Annotated in this window: 17 protein-coding genes; 10 read left to right on the forward strand and 7 right to left on the reverse strand. The window is 57.3% G+C overall.

The genetic code is table 11. The features are described from left to right. The 3 genes from Q7U76_01860 to bioB all read left to right on the forward strand — a co-directional run. Positions 1-316: RsfS/YbeB/iojap family protein (locus tag Q7U76_01860; protein ID MDO8355121.1), on the forward strand; the 316-nt coding region annotated here is incomplete at its 5' end. Between the two features lie 4 nt (positions 317-320). Then, complete coding sequence (locus Q7U76_01865) at positions 321-1,721, forward strand: tetratricopeptide repeat protein (GenBank protein MDO8355122.1); 1,401 nt, start codon at positions 321-323, stop codon at positions 1,719-1,721. An 85-nt stretch (positions 1,722-1,806) separates the two neighbouring features. Beyond that, complete coding sequence (gene bioB / locus Q7U76_01870; protein MDO8355123.1) at positions 1,807-2,802, forward strand: biotin synthase BioB; 996 nt, start codon at positions 1,807-1,809, stop codon at positions 2,800-2,802. A gap of 19 nt (positions 2,803-2,821) precedes the next feature. Here bioB and Q7U76_01875 read toward each other — a convergent pair whose 3' ends face one another. Beyond that, on the reverse strand, positions 2,822-5,425 hold the full coding sequence (locus tag Q7U76_01875; GenBank protein ID MDO8355124.1) for an FtsX-like permease family protein: 2,604 nt from the start codon (positions 5,423-5,425) through the stop codon (positions 2,822-2,824). Positions 5,426-5,606: 181 nt separating this feature from the next. Here Q7U76_01875 and Q7U76_01880 point away from each other — a divergent pair, with 181 nt between their 5' ends. Then, positions 5,607-5,879 (forward strand): response regulator transcription factor, encoded by a 273-nt coding sequence (locus Q7U76_01880; protein MDO8355125.1) that lies wholly within the window; start codon positions 5,607-5,609, stop codon positions 5,877-5,879. 2 nt (positions 5,880-5,881) lie between these two features. Here Q7U76_01880 and Q7U76_01885 read toward each other — a convergent pair whose 3' ends face one another. Both Q7U76_01885 and Q7U76_01890 read right to left on the reverse strand, forming a co-directional pair. Further along, complete coding sequence (locus tag Q7U76_01885) at positions 5,882-6,808, reverse strand: dihydroorotate oxidase (GenBank protein MDO8355126.1); 927 nt, start codon at positions 6,806-6,808, stop codon at positions 5,882-5,884. Then, a complete protein-coding gene (locus tag Q7U76_01890) occupies positions 6,808-7,524 on the reverse strand; it encodes an ABC transporter ATP-binding protein (GenBank protein ID MDO8355127.1) in 717 nt (238 codons plus the stop codon). The genes Q7U76_01885 and Q7U76_01890 overlap by 1 nt, the downstream gene beginning before the upstream one ends. Positions 7,525-7,648: 124 nt before the next feature. Here Q7U76_01890 and Q7U76_01895 point away from each other — a divergent pair, with 124 nt between their 5' ends. From Q7U76_01895 to Q7U76_01920, 6 genes are all read left to right on the forward strand, one after another. Then, positions 7,649-8,470 carry a ComF family protein gene (locus Q7U76_01895; protein ID MDO8355128.1) on the forward strand — a complete coding sequence of 274 codons (822 nt, stop codon included), beginning with the start codon at positions 7,649-7,651 and terminating at the stop codon, positions 8,468-8,470. A 3-nt stretch (positions 8,471-8,473) separates the two neighbouring features. Beyond that, entirely contained in the window at positions 8,474-8,818 is a 345-nt protein-coding gene (locus Q7U76_01900) for a zinc ribbon domain-containing protein (GenBank protein ID MDO8355129.1), read from the forward strand. Positions 8,819-8,928: 110 nt separating this feature from the next. Beyond that, positions 8,929-9,126, forward strand: a complete 198-nt coding sequence (locus Q7U76_01905; GenBank protein MDO8355130.1) for a helix-turn-helix domain-containing protein — start codon at positions 8,929-8,931, stop codon at positions 9,124-9,126. 16 nt (positions 9,127-9,142) lie between these two features. Beyond that, on the forward strand, positions 9,143-9,583 hold the full coding sequence (locus Q7U76_01910) for a division/cell wall cluster transcriptional repressor MraZ (GenBank protein MDO8355131.1): 441 nt from the start codon (positions 9,143-9,145) through the stop codon (positions 9,581-9,583). Positions 9,584-9,750: 167 nt separating this feature from the next. Then, the gene (locus Q7U76_01915) at positions 9,751-10,143 is read left to right on the forward strand and encodes a RusA family crossover junction endodeoxyribonuclease (GenBank protein MDO8355132.1); all 393 of its coding nucleotides are present in this window, start codon (positions 9,751-9,753) and stop codon (positions 10,141-10,143) included. Positions 10,144-10,299: 156 nt separating this feature from the next. Beyond that, entirely contained in the window at positions 10,300-11,517 is a 1,218-nt protein-coding gene (locus Q7U76_01920; GenBank protein ID MDO8355133.1) for a DUF3391 domain-containing protein, read from the forward strand. 43 nt (positions 11,518-11,560) lie between these two features. Here the strand turns inward: Q7U76_01920 and Q7U76_01925 are convergent, their stop codons facing one another. The 4 genes from Q7U76_01925 to Q7U76_01940 form a co-directional block, all read right to left on the reverse strand. Further along, positions 11,561-12,796 carry an ABC transporter permease gene (locus Q7U76_01925; GenBank protein ID MDO8355134.1) on the reverse strand — a complete coding sequence of 412 codons (1,236 nt, stop codon included), beginning with the start codon at positions 12,794-12,796 and terminating at the stop codon, positions 11,561-11,563. After that, complete coding sequence (locus Q7U76_01930) at positions 12,797-13,516, reverse strand: ABC transporter ATP-binding protein (protein ID MDO8355135.1); 720 nt, start codon at positions 13,514-13,516, stop codon at positions 12,797-12,799. A gap of 126 nt (positions 13,517-13,642) precedes the next feature. After that, positions 13,643-14,920, reverse strand: coding sequence for an efflux RND transporter periplasmic adaptor subunit (locus Q7U76_01935; protein ID MDO8355136.1), 1,278 nt, complete (start codon positions 14,918-14,920; stop codon positions 13,643-13,645). 160 nt (positions 14,921-15,080) lie between these two features. After that, positions 15,081-15,785: a helix-hairpin-helix domain-containing protein gene (locus Q7U76_01940; GenBank protein MDO8355137.1), complete on the reverse strand. Its 705-nt coding sequence runs from the start codon at positions 15,783-15,785 to the stop codon at positions 15,081-15,083. Positions 15,786-15,860: the final 75 nt, after the last annotated feature.

Genomic DNA, 15,860 nt, shown 5'->3' on the forward strand with positions numbered 1-15,860 from the left:
CGCGGGCTCCAGAGCACGCAGCATCGAAGGCGCGAGAAATTCGCAATGGGTCCTGATGGACTACGGCGACGTCATTGCCCATATCTTCCGACAGGACGTCCGGGGACATTACGCCCTCGAACGGCTATGGGCCGACGCAAAACGCATCCCCGTATCGGACGAACCGCCGGTTGCACAACCGGTTGCCGCCCCGGAGCCCGTGAAGAAGCCGAAAAAAGCACCGGCTAAAAAGGTATCGGCAAAGAAAGCATCGACGAAGAAACCACCAGCGAAAAAAGCACCGGCAAAAAAGGCTCCTGCGAAAAAAAAGGCCTAGATCGATGCTCCGACTGCTCACCACTATCTTCCTCATCTGCGTCGGAATCTTCCTCTACAGCTATTTTCGCGAGTTGAATCCAGGCACGGTCGCGGTCCGCACCAGCCCCTCCATCCAATTTGAACTCAGTCCGGTCACGCTCGTCGTCTTTTCCATGGCCGTCGGCGCCGTACTCGTCGCCTTGGCCGTCGGCATGCGGCAAACCGCCCATGCCATCGGCAACTGGCGCAGCACGCGACTGTTGCGCCGCAAGGAAAAGATCGATGCACTCCATCGTGAAGGCACCCATGCCTTCATGTCCAAACGCATCGTTGAAGCCGTCGGCCTATTTGAAAAAGCCCTGGCCATGGATCCGAATCGTGTCGATTCGCTGCTCTGGCTTGGCAACATTTATCGCGCAGAGAGCAACTACGCAGAAGCCATCCGTCTTCATCAACGGGCGAATCGCGTCGACGATCGCAACATCGAAATCCTGCTGGAGCTGGCGAAAGACCTGGAAGGCGCCAAGCGCTACGAAGACGCCTTGCAGGCCTTGCACAAAATGCTCAGGATCGAACCGGATAACCTCACCGCGCTCATTCGCGAGCGCGACCTCTTAATCCGGCTTGAAAAATGGAGCGAAGCCCTTGAAATCCAACATCGCCTGCTGAAAGCCAACCTGCCTGAGCCGGAACGCAAAGCAGAAGCCCATCTCCTCACCGGCTGCACCTACGAAGTTGGGCGCCAACTACTAGAACGTGGCCACCCCGATAAGGCACGGCGCTATTTCCGTGGCGCGATCAAGAAAGACAGGACCTTCCTGCCTGCCTACATCGGCATTGGAGAAATCCTGATTCGGGAAGGCAAAACGAAAGACGCGGTGGAGATCCTCAAGAAGGTCTATGCCAGGACCCGCAACATCATCATCCTGCACCGCCTCGAAGAGCTGTTTCTCGAACAAGGCGAACCCAGCGAAATTATCCGGGTCTATCAGGAAGCCCTCCAGCAGGACCCGAGCAACGCAGCCCTCCAGTTTTATTTGGGCAAGCTCTATTACCGGCTCGAAATGGCCGACGAGGCCTTCGACATCCTCTCAACCGTCGAAGGGATACAGGACCAGTTAGTCGATTACCATAAGATCATGGCCAATCTCTTTCTACGCAAGCAACATATGGAACAGGCCGTCGTCGAGCTCAAAAAAGCGCTGCATTTCAAGAAGCGTGTGGTCGTGCCCTACGTCTGTACCGCCTGCCAACAAGAATCGACCGAATGGTCGGGACGCTGCCACCGCTGCGGAACGTGGAATACGTTCGTGGCACTGCCCTGGCCGAATGCCGGCCAAACGGTCCAAGGCCAAAGCAACAGCCCCTCTCCAGCCTCCCTTGTTCCCTACCAGGGCATTGCTTCTCCCTTCGAAACCGTGTAGGTTTTCGGCCTGGCTGGCTGCGTGATGCAGGCCCAGACCATCCGCATCGCAATCAATTCAACCTCATCAGATAACGGAGTGTCCCATGGTCGACTATCAGGATTTCGCAGCTAAAGCCTTGCGCAACGAGACGCTGACCAGAAGTGAATGTCAGGCCGTGCTCGATAGTCCCGATGAGCGATTATTAGAACTCCTCCAAGCCGCCTTTACCGTCCGATCCCGCTATTTCGGCAAGACCGTTCGCCTCCAGATGCTGCAGAACGCCAAGAGCGGGGCCTGCATGGAAGACTGTCACTACTGTTCTCAATCGGCGATTTCCACCGCCCCGATCGAGCGCTATAACCTCTTGCCGCAAAAAGAGATGATCGACGGTGCCAGGCAGGCTGCCGCCTCGAAAGCCCAACGTTATTGCATCGTCATCAGCGGTCGGAGTCCCTTGGACCGGGAGATCGATGAAATCGCGGGAGCCGTCCGCGCGATCAAGCAGGAGATTCCAATTCAAATTTGCTGTTCACTCGGCCTTATGAGCGAACCACAGGCCAAGCGGCTGAAGGCGGCAGGCGTCGATCGAGTGAACCATAATTTGAATACGGGCGAAGCCTTTCATGCGTCCATCTGCACCACGCATACATTCCAAGACCGGCTCAACACCATCCAAAACGCGCGGGCAGCAGGACTGGAAATCTGTTCAGGCGGGATCGTCGGAATGGGAGAAAAGGACGAAGACCTCATCGACCTGGCAATGGCCCTGATCGACGTGAAGCCGGACTCGATTCCGCTCAACACGCTCCATCCGGCGACAGGCACACCGCTGGAGAACTGTGACAACCTGACCCCTCAACGCTGCTTAAAAGTGCTCTGCCTCTTCCGGTTTCTGCACCCACGAACCGAACTCCGCGTGGCAGGCGGCCGCGAACATAACCTCCGTAGCCTCCAGCCCTTGGCCCTCTATCCAGCCGACTCCATCTTCGTGAACAACTATCTCACGACACCAGGCTCTCCAGCCCCAGAAGTCTGGGGCATGATCGAAGACCTAGGCTTCAAGATCGAAGTGGACCATCAGCAGCCGGTCGGTAACTAGCTCACGCTCTAACTTTTTCCTATTCCTCCCGCAGCCCGTCCACGAGAGGTTGCCTTGCGGCCCAACGCGCAGGCCAATAGCCTGCTACCAGGGCCGCCGTAAGAGCGAGTGCGACTGCTTGCAGAATCAGTCCGCCTGGAACCGTCATCTGAATCGTCCAGCCAAAGGACTGCTTATTGATCACGTGGATGAGCAGCAGCGCGAGCAGCAGGCCTCCCACCACGCCCAGCGCCGCCCCGATCAATCCGAGATAGGCCGCCTCCCACAAAACCAATCGCTCCACCTGCCTCGCGCTGGCGCCGAGAGCTCGCAAGGTAGCGAACTCACGCCGCCGTTCCAACACGGCTGTCACCAGAGTATTGATGATGCCGAGCACAGCCACTAGCACAGCAATGGCTTCGAGAACATAGGTGAGCACGAAGGTACGGTCGAAGATATCGAGAATCTCCTTCCTCAACTCGTGGTTCCGGATCACAGACGGTGGAACCGTCACCCCCTCCATCCCCGAAATCTGCGTGAGAATCGACTGCCTTACTTGATCGACATCGGCCCCGGAAGCCAAATAGATGGGGAATACCGTCACTCGGTCGTCCGGCCATTGCTTCTGATACCAGTCTCGATCCATCACCATCTTTCCACCGTCGGTCGCGTAATCGTAGAAGATCCCCTCGATGGGCACATTCACTGGTCCAGCCTGTGTCGTAACTGAAATCCTGTTCCCCTCGCGAAGACCTAATCGATTGGCCAAGACTTCCGACATGAGCACGCCACCGGTCTCGGCGGCTCGCTGCAAGGCCACTGTTGGTTCCCCACGAACCATCAGATATCGGCTGCGCTGTGCATGGAGCCTGAGATCTCGTGAGACCAGCGCAACAGGCCGGCCTTCTACCTCCACATGCACCTCCCGATAGGTATCGACAGCGGCGATGCCGTCAATCGCCGACAGGGTTGCACGCCAGGCTCCTGGGAGGGCGCGTGACGACTGGCCAGACTGCTTCCCATGGGGCCAGGATTGCGGGGCGACGATGAGATCGGCCATGACGGTCTCGTTCACCCAGACCTCGACCGTGTCACGAAAGCTGCGCACCATCACGGCCACACCGATCATGATCGACAATCCCACCATCAACGCCGACACGGTCACAGCATTCCTTCCAGGGTGGCGAGCAGCCTGGTCTGCCGCAATATGCCGGAGGCTCCCCCCGAGCGCCATGGGCTTACTCTCTTGGCGAGAGCGCCTCAGGCCCAAGGCCTTGATGCAGAGTGGCGCAAGACAGGAGAGGGCCCCCAAGAGACAGACCGTCGAGACATACCCAAAGAGAGGCAGACCTCCGATCGGGCCCATCAGTGAGCAGAGGCCTCCCAGCAACAACAATACGAGGCTCGCCCACCCAAACAGGCCTGCCCTCAGTTGGTGTGCAGATTCATAGTCTCCTGGCGCCAAGGCACGGACCGTCACAGTTCTACCTGCTTCCACACTGGGACCCAAAGCCCCTATCATCGAGACCACGGTTCCAAGCAGCACCCCCTTCGCCACAGCCACGAACGTCAACATGTCCATCGACACAATCGACCCATCGGATGCGACCGGCGCATAGAGGTCTGAGATGGTCCGGCTCACGAGCGACACCAACCCCCTGGCTAGCCAAACCCCGCCAAGACCTCCCACGAACCCGCCAAGGAGGCCGAGTAACCCTGCCTCCACGAGGAAGAGGCCTGCGACCCGCCGCTCCGTCATACCGAGCGCCCGATAGATGCCAATCTCGCGCCGCCGTTGCGCCACAGCAAAGGCCATCGTGTTGTAGATCAAGAACATCCCGACGAGCAGCCCAACCCAGCTCAAGACCGTCAAGTTCAGTTGGAAGGCCTGCACCATATTTTCGAGCTGCTTCGTCCGTTGAGCCGGCCGTTGCACAACCATATGTGGAGGAAGCACCGTTCGGACAAAGGCCATGACATCGTCGAGCGACTGGCCGGACTGCGTCACCAATTCGATCCGGTCCAATCGTCCGATCGCTTGGAACAACTGCTGCGCCGCAGCAATATCCATGATGGCTAACCGATCCCAGAGGGAGGAACGCCCCGCCTTGTCGTGAATAAGCCCTACGACCCGCAGCCGCACAAGACGCCCCCCCGCCATCACCTCGAGAGTACTGCCGACTCTCAGGTTCCAGTCGGCGGCGATCTGACGGCCAAGATACAACACGTCCGGAGCCAGGAGCGTATCCAGCGCCACTTCAGTGTCAGCCTGAGTCAGCTGAAATCCGCGCGTCCCGACCTCCGCAAGAAGATCAAGACCCAAGACCTTCAACACATGCCCACGCTGTGCTCCATGGGCAACCACGACCGCTTCGTCAATGACTGGAGCAGCGCTTGCCACCCCCTCGGCCATGCGAACTGCCGAGATGACGGATTCATCCAGACCAAGATCACTGCCCACAATTTCCAATGTAGAAGTTCCGGCCACCGTCGTGACGGCCTGTTCAAATGACCGCAGGACTTGAACGTTCGCCGTCCCGATGGCCACAGAAGCCAGCACGCCCAGGGCGACTCCAGCGATGCTGAGCAAGGTGCGAAATGGCTGCTGGAGGCCATGGGAGCGGATCAGAGCGATATTGAACATAAATGGTATAATTCTCTAAGGCCCTGGCTCAGGGGACAGCGAATGAATCATAACCGACGAGGGAATGGAGAAGAATTGAATCCTTCGAACCAAGACGGAAGTCCTGCACAAATGAGTGGTTTCGTTTACAGAAATATAGACCTTTGCTAGACTTGCGCGAGTTGACGATGAGAGGTTCTTGATGGGCGCGAAAACTGCTTTGAGCCGAAAAATCCAGCCGATAGAAGAAGCGATCGATGCCGATCTCCTCACGCCCCGGCAACGTGACATCCTTCGTCTGGTGTCGATCGGGCATACGAACCGTGAAATTGCGGAAATGCTGGAGATCAGCGTACGCACCGTGGAAGTGCACCGATTCAACTTGATGCGGCGGTTGAACGTCAGAAATGTGGCCCAGCTACTCCGGCGGGCTCTGCAGCTCGGACTCCTAGCCAGAACGTTCGGAGCGAAGTAGTCCTACAATTCCTTCAGTTTTCCTCTGCAATCCTCCAACTTCGTATAGCCCTTCTTGCCACACTGTGCTACCAGCTCCCGTTCCAATCGGCCAAACACCTCGACCCCTTCCTCAACCAAGACCGTCCCGATCTGCACCGCTGACGCGCCGCAGAGTATATGCTCGAAGGCATCCACGCCATTGACCACGCCGCCGGTCCCGATGATCGAGATGCGGCCTTCGAAGATCTTCCAAAACGCCCGCACGTTGGCCAGCGCAACCGGCTTGATGATCGTTCCACCCAGTCCGCCAAAGCCGCCCTTCGGCTTGATGACGACCTCCTCGCGGTCCGGATCGACGACCAGCCCGTTGCCGACCGAATTAATCAGGTTGAGGAAATCGACCCCGCAACGGCCGATCACCTCGCCCATTACTTTGTGATGGGCCGGATCGAAGTAGGGCGGCAGTTTCACCCCCATCGGAACCGTAATAACTTTGCGAACGCGCTTCAGCAATCGCTCGGAAGCTTCGGCGTCATAACCGATCTGCGGTTTGCCCGGGATGTTGGGGCAGGAGAGATTGACCTCGATCAAGTCCGGCTTGGCCGCATTGATGACAGCTGCGATCGTCGGAAAATCGTCTTCGCAAAGACCTGCCACACTGGCAATCACCGGCTTGCCAAGTGTCTTCAACTCTGGAATGAGCGCGGCATAGGCCTTGTACCCGAGATTCGGCAAACCCATGGAGTTGATGGACCCGCCGGGAAATCCATAGTACCGGGGCGACGGATTTCCGTCACGAGGCTCAACCGTCATCGACTTGGTGACGATGGCGCCGGCACGAGATCGGCCAAGGGCCAACAGTTCTTCACGCGTCACACAGAGCGCCCCCGAGGCGTTCATGAAACAACTGGGAAATCGTACGCCGGCAATCGTAGTCGAAAGATCCATTAGGCTCCTACCCGGACAGGCTCGCGCGACGTTCTCGTCACGAGCTGCCCATCCTTCATGGCCCAGACATAATCAGCGGCCTCCGCAGCCGCGTGGCTGTGGGTGACCAACAAAATGGTTTGACGGACATGCCCAACGAGCGAGCGAAGGAGTGCGATGATCTCGGCCCCATGCTGGGAATCCAGATTCCCGGTCGGCTCGTCGGCGAGGATGATCTGAGGCCGATGTACGATCGCTCGCGCAATCGCCACACGCTGCTGCTCCCCACCGGAGAGTTCGCTAGGGCGATGGTGCCGCCGTGCGGTCATCGAGACCAACTCAAGCACTTCCTCGACCCGCGATTGAACCGATGCCCCTCGCTCTCCTCTGAGCAACAAAGGAAACGCGACATTCTCCATTGCCGTAAGCCCGGGAATCAAATGGAACGCTTGAAAGATAATCCCGACGGTTTCCCGCCTGACTCTCGTCCAATCGTCGCTGGTAAATCGACTGGCCGACCTCCCTCCAAGGAGAATTTCCCCCGAGGTCGGCACATCTAACCCTGCTACTAGATTGAGCAACGTACTCTTCCCACAGCCGCTGGGACCGATAAATGCGCAGAAATCACCCGTTGCCACCTCGACCGTGACCCGATCGAGCCCGGTGATGGTATCCCCGCCGCGTTCATAAATTTTCGATACCTGCTCGAGCCTCACCACAGCGATCGACACCTCCATCCCCACCCTCACTGCCTACTGCCTTCGTATATCACAACCATTTACAGAGCAACAACCTTGACAGGCCTCGCACATTCTCCTAGAAGAGATGCCTATACCGGTTGATTGGAGCGCTTCCCCTGCGATGTTACGTGGAGACATACAGGATCGGCTCTTCGGATGGTGCCGTCAGGCTCTCCGGTTTGTGCTGCCGGTAGAATGCCTTGCCTGTGGCCATCCACTCAGCATCGATCCGGTGCCCTTTTTCTGTACATCCTGCTGGCAGAATATCCACCCGCTCCGACAACCAGCTTGTGCCCGCTGCGATCAGCCGTTTGTCTCAGAAGCGGCCACGACCTATACACCCAACCATCAATGCCAAAACTGCCAAAAACGGCCGCCAGACTTTCAACGGGCCTGGACCCTCTTCCCCTATCTCCCGCCACTACGGGAGGCCATCTGTTCGTTCAAATATCGAGGTAAACATACCCTGGCCAAGCCACTCGCACGCCTCATGATCAGCGCCCTGCCTCGTGAGCTCGACATCGACATGATCATCCCTGTGCCCTTGCACCCAGCCCGCTTACGAGGGCGCGAGTTTAACCAGTCCCTGCTGTTGGCCGATCAGCTTGCCCGGCACATGGACCGCCCGGTATCGGCCACCAACCTCATCAGGATTACCGCCACCGATCCGCAAACCACACTAACGCGACAGGCACGGTTGAACAATCTCCGGAAAGCCTTTGACGTCCGCCGGCCACAAGACCTCAGGGAGAAGCGCATCCTCCTCGTGGATGACGTCTTTACCACCGGGACCACGCTGAACGAATGTGCGAAAGCGCTGCGGCAAGCCGGCAGCGGACCAGTATTCGCACTGACCCTGGCCAGAACGGTCGATGCGGCTCTGGTGCCGGATCGCCTCTGGGCCGAGCAGGGGCCCCCAGCTCTTACACACATAGGAATATGATCCATGCCGCTGTATGAATATCGATGTCTCGATTGTCACAAGCGCAGCACGGTCCTTGTCTTGAGCCTGACTAATCACGCCCCGCCAACCTGCTCCCATTGCCTAAGCCCTCGAGTGGAACGAATGCTGTCTCGGTTTGCCTCCCCAAAATCAGAAGCGGCGCGCCTGGAAGCCCTGGCTGAGCCAGACAATCTTGCCGGGCTCGATGAAAACGACCCCCAGAGCATGGCTCGATTCATGAAAAAAGTGGGAGACGAAATGGGTGAGGACCTCGGAAGCGACCTCTCGGAGACCATAGAGCCGGAAGAAGCCGGTCCTCTTGAATTGGAAGGCACTGACAGTCTGTGACATACACTGTCATGTATTTTCGCTTGACAGATGGCCCTATATTTCCTACCCTGGCAACAGTATTCAAAGCCTCGTGAGGCATATGCATCTCTATCGAACCAGGTTCTCCAATGGCCAAAGAGCCCAAGAGCGAGCTGATGACGGCGGAGGAGACCTGCCAATACCTCAAGATCACCACCCGGACGCTCTATCGATATCTACGGAGTCGCCAGATACCCGCCTTCAAGCTTGGGAAAGAATGGCGATTCGTACGTTCGGATCTGGAGCAATGGATTCGCGATCGAACCAGAACGCCGCAAGCCTCGTAAGGGATAGGACTCATTGATGTTTGCCGGTTCATATTCATGCAAAGTCGATGAGAAAGGACGGTTTATCGTCCCCTCGCCGATCCGTGAACAGGTCGAGTCCGAGGGACAGGCCGTCGTCTTCATCAAGGGCCCTGAAGAGTCGACGTTCCTCTACTCCATGAAGGAATGGGAAAAGGTCCTTGAACGGACAAAGGCCTCGCTGGACGAAGAGCAGAGCCGATTGTTTATGCACCACATCGTATCGGAATCCGGCACATCGGAACTCGACAAAGCCGGACGTATTTTGATTCCAGGCCGCCTCAGGAAGCTTATTCCCTTGGATGAGGACCAGGAAATCGTGCTGGTCGGCATGTACCATCGTATGGAAATCTGGAATCCGAGCGACTGGCGTCGTTTTATCTCACGATCGGAAGAGCGATACGAGCAGAACATGTCCAAGATCGTCAATCTCCTGTAAACTGGGCCATGCCCACATTCCACCGCCAGGCCCAACGCCCATCCGCTCCTCGTACCGTTCGCACCACGTCCTACCGGAACTCTGACAAGAAGATCGCGGTACCACGGACTTCAGTAAAGACGGCTCCCAACGCTCCCATGCCTGCGCCCCCGTCACCGCAACCAGCGATGAGCCATGATGCGATTCTGTTCACACTCCCTGTCCCTCCAAGCATCAATCATCAATATGCCACAGTAAACGGCAGACGATTGCTCTCCTCAGTCGGTCGCGCCTATAAGGCCCATGTCGGACAACTCGTCTGGCTGAAGTTGGCGCAGTCTACCGATCGAGCCTCCTTGCTTTCACGATTCCAGTCAGAGTGGCTCGCCCTGTCTATCCGATTCTATTTCACCTCAGCCTTACGGCGAGACGTCGATGGCGGGCTCAAGATTGCGCAGGATGCTCTCTGTGAGGGACTCGGGATCAACGACAACCGCATCGTTGAAACGCACTTGTATAAACACATCGATAAGGACAACCCTCGCATCGAAGTATCCCTGGCCCCTGCCTGCAGCTCCTAACGCCCTTCGATCCTTCCAGATCCACAGAGCCGCACGTTTTCACAAGAAAATACGACACAGGACCCTACCTCCATGCATTCAAGATTCGCGCATGGCGAGCCGATAAGGTTCTGTTGGATTTTGTCCAATACCTCCTTCGTCATGGATAGATACGGCATGCGCAAGCAGATCCCTCTGCGTCAACTTCGGGTTGGAATGTATGTGGCCGGTATCGAATGTTCCTGGTTCAGGAGCCCCTTCCTGACACACCGGTTTCTGGTTCAAAGGGTCGAGCAGATCGAGCACTTGCGGCGATCCAACATCCAAACCGTAGACATCGACACCTCCAAAGGGCTCGACGTCACGTCTTTACCGATTGAGGAAGAAACCCTTCACACAATTGGCCTGCTGACCTCCACCCAAGCGCCCCCAAGCCACGACACACCCCGCTCAGTGAGTTCACTGAACCAGGAACTGACGATGGCTCGAGAAGCGCGAGACAAACTGGCTCAATCGGTCAAAACCGTCTTTGACGACATCAGTAAAACAGGCACCGCAAATCCCGGACTGATCAACGACGCGATACAGGAAATCACCATCGTCGCACGAACCCTCAGCACCCACGCTGCATTTATGGCGATGAGCCAGGGGCGACAGTTCGATGCCTCCTTCAACAACCATAGTCTTGCCGTCTGCACCCTGTCGATGATACTCGGCCAATCACTCGGCTATGACCTGATGCAACTCCACGAGTTGGCGACCGGCGCGCTCCTCCATGACATCGGTCTGTTACAACTTCCCCGTCACCTATACCAAACCTCGGCGCCCCTCTCCGGTGAAGACCTCGAAACCTTTCGTCATCACCCAAGACTCGGCGCCATTGCCATCGAAGCACAACGCGGGTTTTCCCAGACCGTCCGCCAAATAGCGGCAGAACACCATGTCGCCCCGGATGGGCACGGCTATCCCTCCGAAGCATCGGCTGGCTCAACGGCAGAAGCGAGTCGCATTGTGATGATTGCAGATCGATACGATGAGCTGCTGACCGGATTCGGAGGTCTCCGACCGCTGCCGTCCCACGCAGCAATTCAACACCTATTCCAAGAAGGAGAATTCGGACGTCTCGACCTGAGTCTTGTGTCCGTCTTCATCAAGTTGGTTGGCATCTACCCCGTCTACAGTTTTGTGGAGCTCAATACGAAAGAGCAGGGGATGATCACCACCATTAATCCCGCCAGGCTCCATCAACCGATCGTCGCGTTAACCTACGACCAGACGGGCAGCCCCTACCGAAATCCGATTACGGTTGACCTCTCCAATCAGGAACAGTCTCCTCCACGCTCTATTGCACGTGTGGTGACATCAGAATCGGACGAGGCAAGTCACGCAGCATAAGTACGGCAAGACAGGAGTTACCGGACTCCAAACCCTTGCATGACTATTCGTACCGAAGCGCTTCGATGGGGTTAAGACGAGCAGCCTTATTCGCAGGGTACAGGCCGAAGAAGAGACCGACCACGAGTGAAAAGAAAAACGAAATCACGATGACGTTACCGGAGATGATCGTTGGCCAGCCGGCGATCAACGTCGTCAACTTCGCCCCGGCAACTCCGAGTACAATACCCAACACCCCGCCGACCAGGCTCAACGTCATGGCCTCGATCAGGAACTGCATCACAATGTGATAACGTTTGGCACCGACCGCCATACGGACCCCGATCTCTCTCGTCCGTTCCGTCACGGATACGAGCAAGATGTTCATGATACCGATCCCCCCGACCAAGAGGGACACGGAGGCAATCGCAAAGAGCATCATCGTCAAGGTCTCACTGGTCCCTTCCTGCACCTTTCCGATATCGACCTGCGTCCTGATCGTGAAATCATCGTTTTGCTCTGCCTGAAGTCGGTGCCGCGCGCGCAAGACCTCTCGAATTTGCTCAGCTGCCATCGGCAAATCATCGACTTGATCGGTCGAGCCGAACATCGCCGCGACGGACCCGATAAACGACGTTCCGAACACCTTTCGCTCCGCCGTGCTGAAGGGGATAAAGATCACATCGTCTTGGTCGGAACCTTGCGATGACTGGCCTTTGGGCGCAAGCACGCCGATGACACGAAACGGCACGTTCTTGATGCGAATCACCGCACCCACCGGCTCTTCGCCTGGGTCAAACAGATTCTCCACAATCGTTTGGCCGACGAGCGCGACGCGGGCGGCGCTATCCAAATCCGTCTGGGTGAAGGGGCCGCCACTCGTAAAGGACCAGTCTCGAATGGTGAGATAACTCGGTGAGACGCCGTTAATCGTTCCGTTCCAGTTTCGGTTCCCGTACACGATTTGCATGACATCCCGCCTAGACCATCCGGTATCGACCAGCAACGGGATGCGTTTTTTCAGCTCCAGGGCGTCGGACACGGTGAGCGTGATGGCGCTCCCCTGGCCTCCCCGGACTCCACTCGCAGAGGTGACCCCGGGAAAGATGATAATCACATTCGTCCCCATCGTCGCAATCTGTGCCTGCACGGCCCGCTTGGCTCCCTCACCGATACTCACCATCGCAATGACCGCAGCAACGCCGATGACAATCCCCAGCATCGTGAGACCGGCACGCATCCGATTGCGGCCCAGGATGCGCAAGGCCGTCATGATCGTGAGCCAGACAAACGCCGCCATCTAGACCCCCACCGGGCTGGATATTGGCCCTGCCTTCGTTTTGCGATCGCTCAAGATTTGCCCGTCTTTGATCACGATCTCGCGCGCAGCATAGGCTGCGACATCCACTTCATGCGTCACCAGAATGATCGTGATCCCCTCATCCCGGTTGAGCGTTTCCAGGATTCGCATGATCTCCTGGCTCGACTGGGTATCGAGGTTACCGGTCGGCTCATCGGCCAGAAGCAGCGAAGGCGACGTGACCAATGCCCGGGCAATGGCCACACGCTGCTGCTGTCCTCCCGACAACTGCGTCGGGTAATGGTCTTCTCTGCCATGCAGCCCCACCCGTGCCAATGCCTCCGCAGCCTTCGCCCGTTGCTCCTTGAGCGAGAGCCCTCGATAGAACAACGGAAGCTGCGCATTTTCGAGCGCGCTGGTTCGGGGAATGAGATTGAAGCTCTGAAAGACGAACCCGATCTGCTGATTGCGAATCTCGGCCAGCTGATCGGGCGTGAGCTGGCCCACCTCGATCCCGTCCAACCGATAGTGCCCTTTCGTGGGTTGGTCGAGACAGCCCAGCATGTTCATTAAGGTTGACTTACCGGAGCCGGACGATCCCATGATGGCCACGAACTCACCCTGCTCAATCGTGAGGCTCAGACCGCGCAAGGCTTGGACGTCCACGTCGCCGACCCGATAGATCTTCCACACATCGTCGCATTCGATCAGCGAAGCCATCGGCGTTTCCCGTGAAGCGTGAAACGTGAAATGGGTGAGAAGAACAACATATTCATCACGATGGATGTGGCTGGAAATGCGAGGCCCTGTAACGAGCGACGCTTCGCGAGATACACGTCACGCATCTTACATTCCTCTGGTACGCGAGGAACCCTTCTGTCCGCCGCTCCCGAATCCAGGCGGCAGATCGCTACCACCCTTTTCGCCTTTAGGCCGTTCGATCCCGACAATGACCTGCGTACTTTCAGCCAACGCCTCAGACATGATCTCCGTGGACACTCCATCAGAAATGCCCGTTTGCACAACAATGGATTCGAGCTCCCCTGCAGGCCCCTGCTTCCACACCTTGCGAGTCGGCGGCATACCCCCTCTGCCGGCTCCGCCTGAAGACTCTGCTCCTTTCGCCTTCGCCGGCTTACCCCCTTGCCCTGGACGATCTGCCTGGCCCACAGTCGGAGGGGTGAATCGCAACGCGGCATTGGGCACTTTGAGCACGGACTCTCTCTGGGCAACGACGATGGAGACATTCGCGGTCATCCCCGGCTTCAGACGGAGATCTTGATTGTCCACAGCCACGACCACGTTGTAGGTCACGACATTCTGCACATTGATCGGGGCAAGACGGACCTGACGGATCGTGCCGGAAAATTGATACCCTGGATAGGCATCGACCGTGAAAGTCGCCTCTTTCCCTTCGGCAATCCCACCGATATCCGACTCGCTGACGTTGGTATCGACTTGCATCTTCGTCAGATCGAGTGCGATTAAGAACAGATTCGGTGTGGCAAAACTCGCTGCAATCGTTTGACCGACTTCCACATTTCTGGCGACCACGATCCCATTCACCGGCGACCGGATCACGGTATATTTCAATTCCAACTCGGCTGAATTCAGCGCCGCCTCGGCCTGTTTCACTTGCGCCCCTGCCACATTCACCTGCGCCTCAGCCCCCTGGAAATTCGTCGCCGCAACGTCGACGTCGTTCTCGGAGACGAACTGTTGTGCCACCAACGATTTCACCCGATCGAGTTCTCGCTTGCGTTGCGCCAAATCGGTCTTGGCTCTTGCAACATTCGCTTTCGACATTTCAAGATTGCTGGCGGCTTGATCGCGGCGGGCTCTGAAGGGCTCCGGATCGATCAGGGCAACAATATCTCCGGCTTTGACCACTGAATTAAAATCGGCATGCAGGCTCTTGATCATGCCGGACACCTGCGTCCCGACCTGGACCGAAACGACCGGATTAATCGTTCCCGTTGCGGTTACCAGGGAAATCACCGGTCCACGCTCAACCGTGGCGGTCCTATAGCGAACCGGGGCTTTGCGCTCCCCGTTAAAGAAGACATAACCTCCGATGGCTAAGCCGATAGCCAGAACCCCAACGATCAGTACGGCACGACGCATGGACTCGTTCTCCAATTCCCTCACCTATGTAGATGGCATTGTATCAACAAGACGAGGGGGGAATCACCTGCCGGAAAGGCCCCTCTATGTGCAAAAAAAGAAACAGGCCGTCCACCAATGAGGCGGACGGCCTGGCAATTCGAGTCACGAGGGCTCCGATTTAAGGGCTGACGCTGATGCGATCCTTGATCATATCGAACGTTTCCTTGGGCACCACGTTTTTGGCGACCAACTCGCCCTTTACCCGGTACGGACGATTCGTCACAATACGGTCCGCCACATCTTTGGAGAGACCGAGCACAAGCACCATGTCGCCGACAGACGCCTTATTGACGTTCATGGAAGAAGCCATGGCCTGCGGCGCGTTCACTGCCGGGGGAACAGGGGCGGCCACGGAAGGGGCGCTCGGGGACGGGACTGCATGCGAGAGGCCCCCCGTCACAGAACGGGACTGATCCTTAAGCTCTTTCTGATAGCGGGCGACCAGCGCCTTGAGCGTATCGTTGTGCCGCTTCACATCCTCGTATTCATGACGCACAGCCTTGTTCTGCAAGGCGAGTTGCTTCGCGCGATCTTCAAGTTCCTTGGTCCGGCCCTCGACACTTCCTCGCTCCTTGTCACGGCCATGCTGAATCCGCTCAAGCTCATCATGCGCAACCTGCGCTTCGTTCCCGAACTTCACATTGAGATCCTTGAGCGTCCTGACTTGTTGTTCCAACGCATTCTTCTGCGCCCTGGTCCGCTCCAACTCGGACTTCGCCGTATCGACATCGACCATCGCTTCTTCATATTTCTTTTGACTGACACAGCCGACCATTGCGACTGCGCCGACCATCACAACCACCGCCATCCATCCTGACTTCATACGAACCTCCCCTTCCACTGAGCATGGTATCGATAACAGATGCCGGCCAGCGCGCCTCATCCCTCAGACCTGTGG

This window comes from Nitrospirota bacterium, assembly GCA_030645475.1.
In the GTDB taxonomy this organism is placed as follows: Bacteria; Nitrospirota; Nitrospiria; order Nitrospirales; family Nitrospiraceae; genus Palsa-1315.

Bases quoted from the DNA above. Each gene is read 5' to 3' on its own strand.
- Q7U76_01865 (MDO8355122.1), top strand. From the start codon at position 321: ATGCTCCGACTGCTCACCACTATCTTCCTCATCTGCGTCGGAATCTTC.
- bioB (MDO8355123.1), top strand. From the start codon at position 1,807: ATGGTCGACTATCAGGATTTCGCAGCTAAAGCCTTGCGCAACGAGACG.
- Q7U76_01875 (MDO8355124.1), bottom strand. From the start codon at position 5,425: ATGTTCAATATCGCTCTGATCCGCTCCCATGGCCTCCAGCAGCCATTT.
- Q7U76_01880 (MDO8355125.1), top strand. From the start codon at position 5,607: ATGGGCGCGAAAACTGCTTTGAGCCGAAAAATCCAGCCGATAGAAGAA.
- Q7U76_01885 (MDO8355126.1), bottom strand. From the start codon at position 6,808: ATGGATCTTTCGACTACGATTGCCGGCGTACGATTTCCCAGTTGTTTC.
- Q7U76_01890 (MDO8355127.1), bottom strand. From the start codon at position 7,524: ATGGAGGTGTCGATCGCTGTGGTGAGGCTCGAGCAGGTATCGAAAATT.
- Q7U76_01895 (MDO8355128.1), top strand. From the start codon at position 7,649: ATGTTACGTGGAGACATACAGGATCGGCTCTTCGGATGGTGCCGTCAG.
- Q7U76_01900 (MDO8355129.1), top strand. From the start codon at position 8,474: ATGCCGCTGTATGAATATCGATGTCTCGATTGTCACAAGCGCAGCACG.
- Q7U76_01905 (MDO8355130.1), top strand. From the start codon at position 8,929: ATGGCCAAAGAGCCCAAGAGCGAGCTGATGACGGCGGAGGAGACCTGC.
- Q7U76_01910 (MDO8355131.1), top strand. From the start codon at position 9,143: ATGTTTGCCGGTTCATATTCATGCAAAGTCGATGAGAAAGGACGGTTT.
- Q7U76_01915 (MDO8355132.1), top strand. From the start codon at position 9,751: ATGAGCCATGATGCGATTCTGTTCACACTCCCTGTCCCTCCAAGCATC.
- Q7U76_01920 (MDO8355133.1), top strand. From the start codon at position 10,300: ATGCGCAAGCAGATCCCTCTGCGTCAACTTCGGGTTGGAATGTATGTG.
- Q7U76_01925 (MDO8355134.1), bottom strand. From the start codon at position 12,796: ATGGCGGCGTTTGTCTGGCTCACGATCATGACGGCCTTGCGCATCCTG.
- Q7U76_01930 (MDO8355135.1), bottom strand. From the start codon at position 13,516: ATGGCTTCGCTGATCGAATGCGACGATGTGTGGAAGATCTATCGGGTC.
- Q7U76_01935 (MDO8355136.1), bottom strand. From the start codon at position 14,920: ATGCGTCGTGCCGTACTGATCGTTGGGGTTCTGGCTATCGGCTTAGCC.
- Q7U76_01940 (MDO8355137.1), bottom strand. From the start codon at position 15,785: ATGAAGTCAGGATGGATGGCGGTGGTTGTGATGGTCGGCGCAGTCGCA.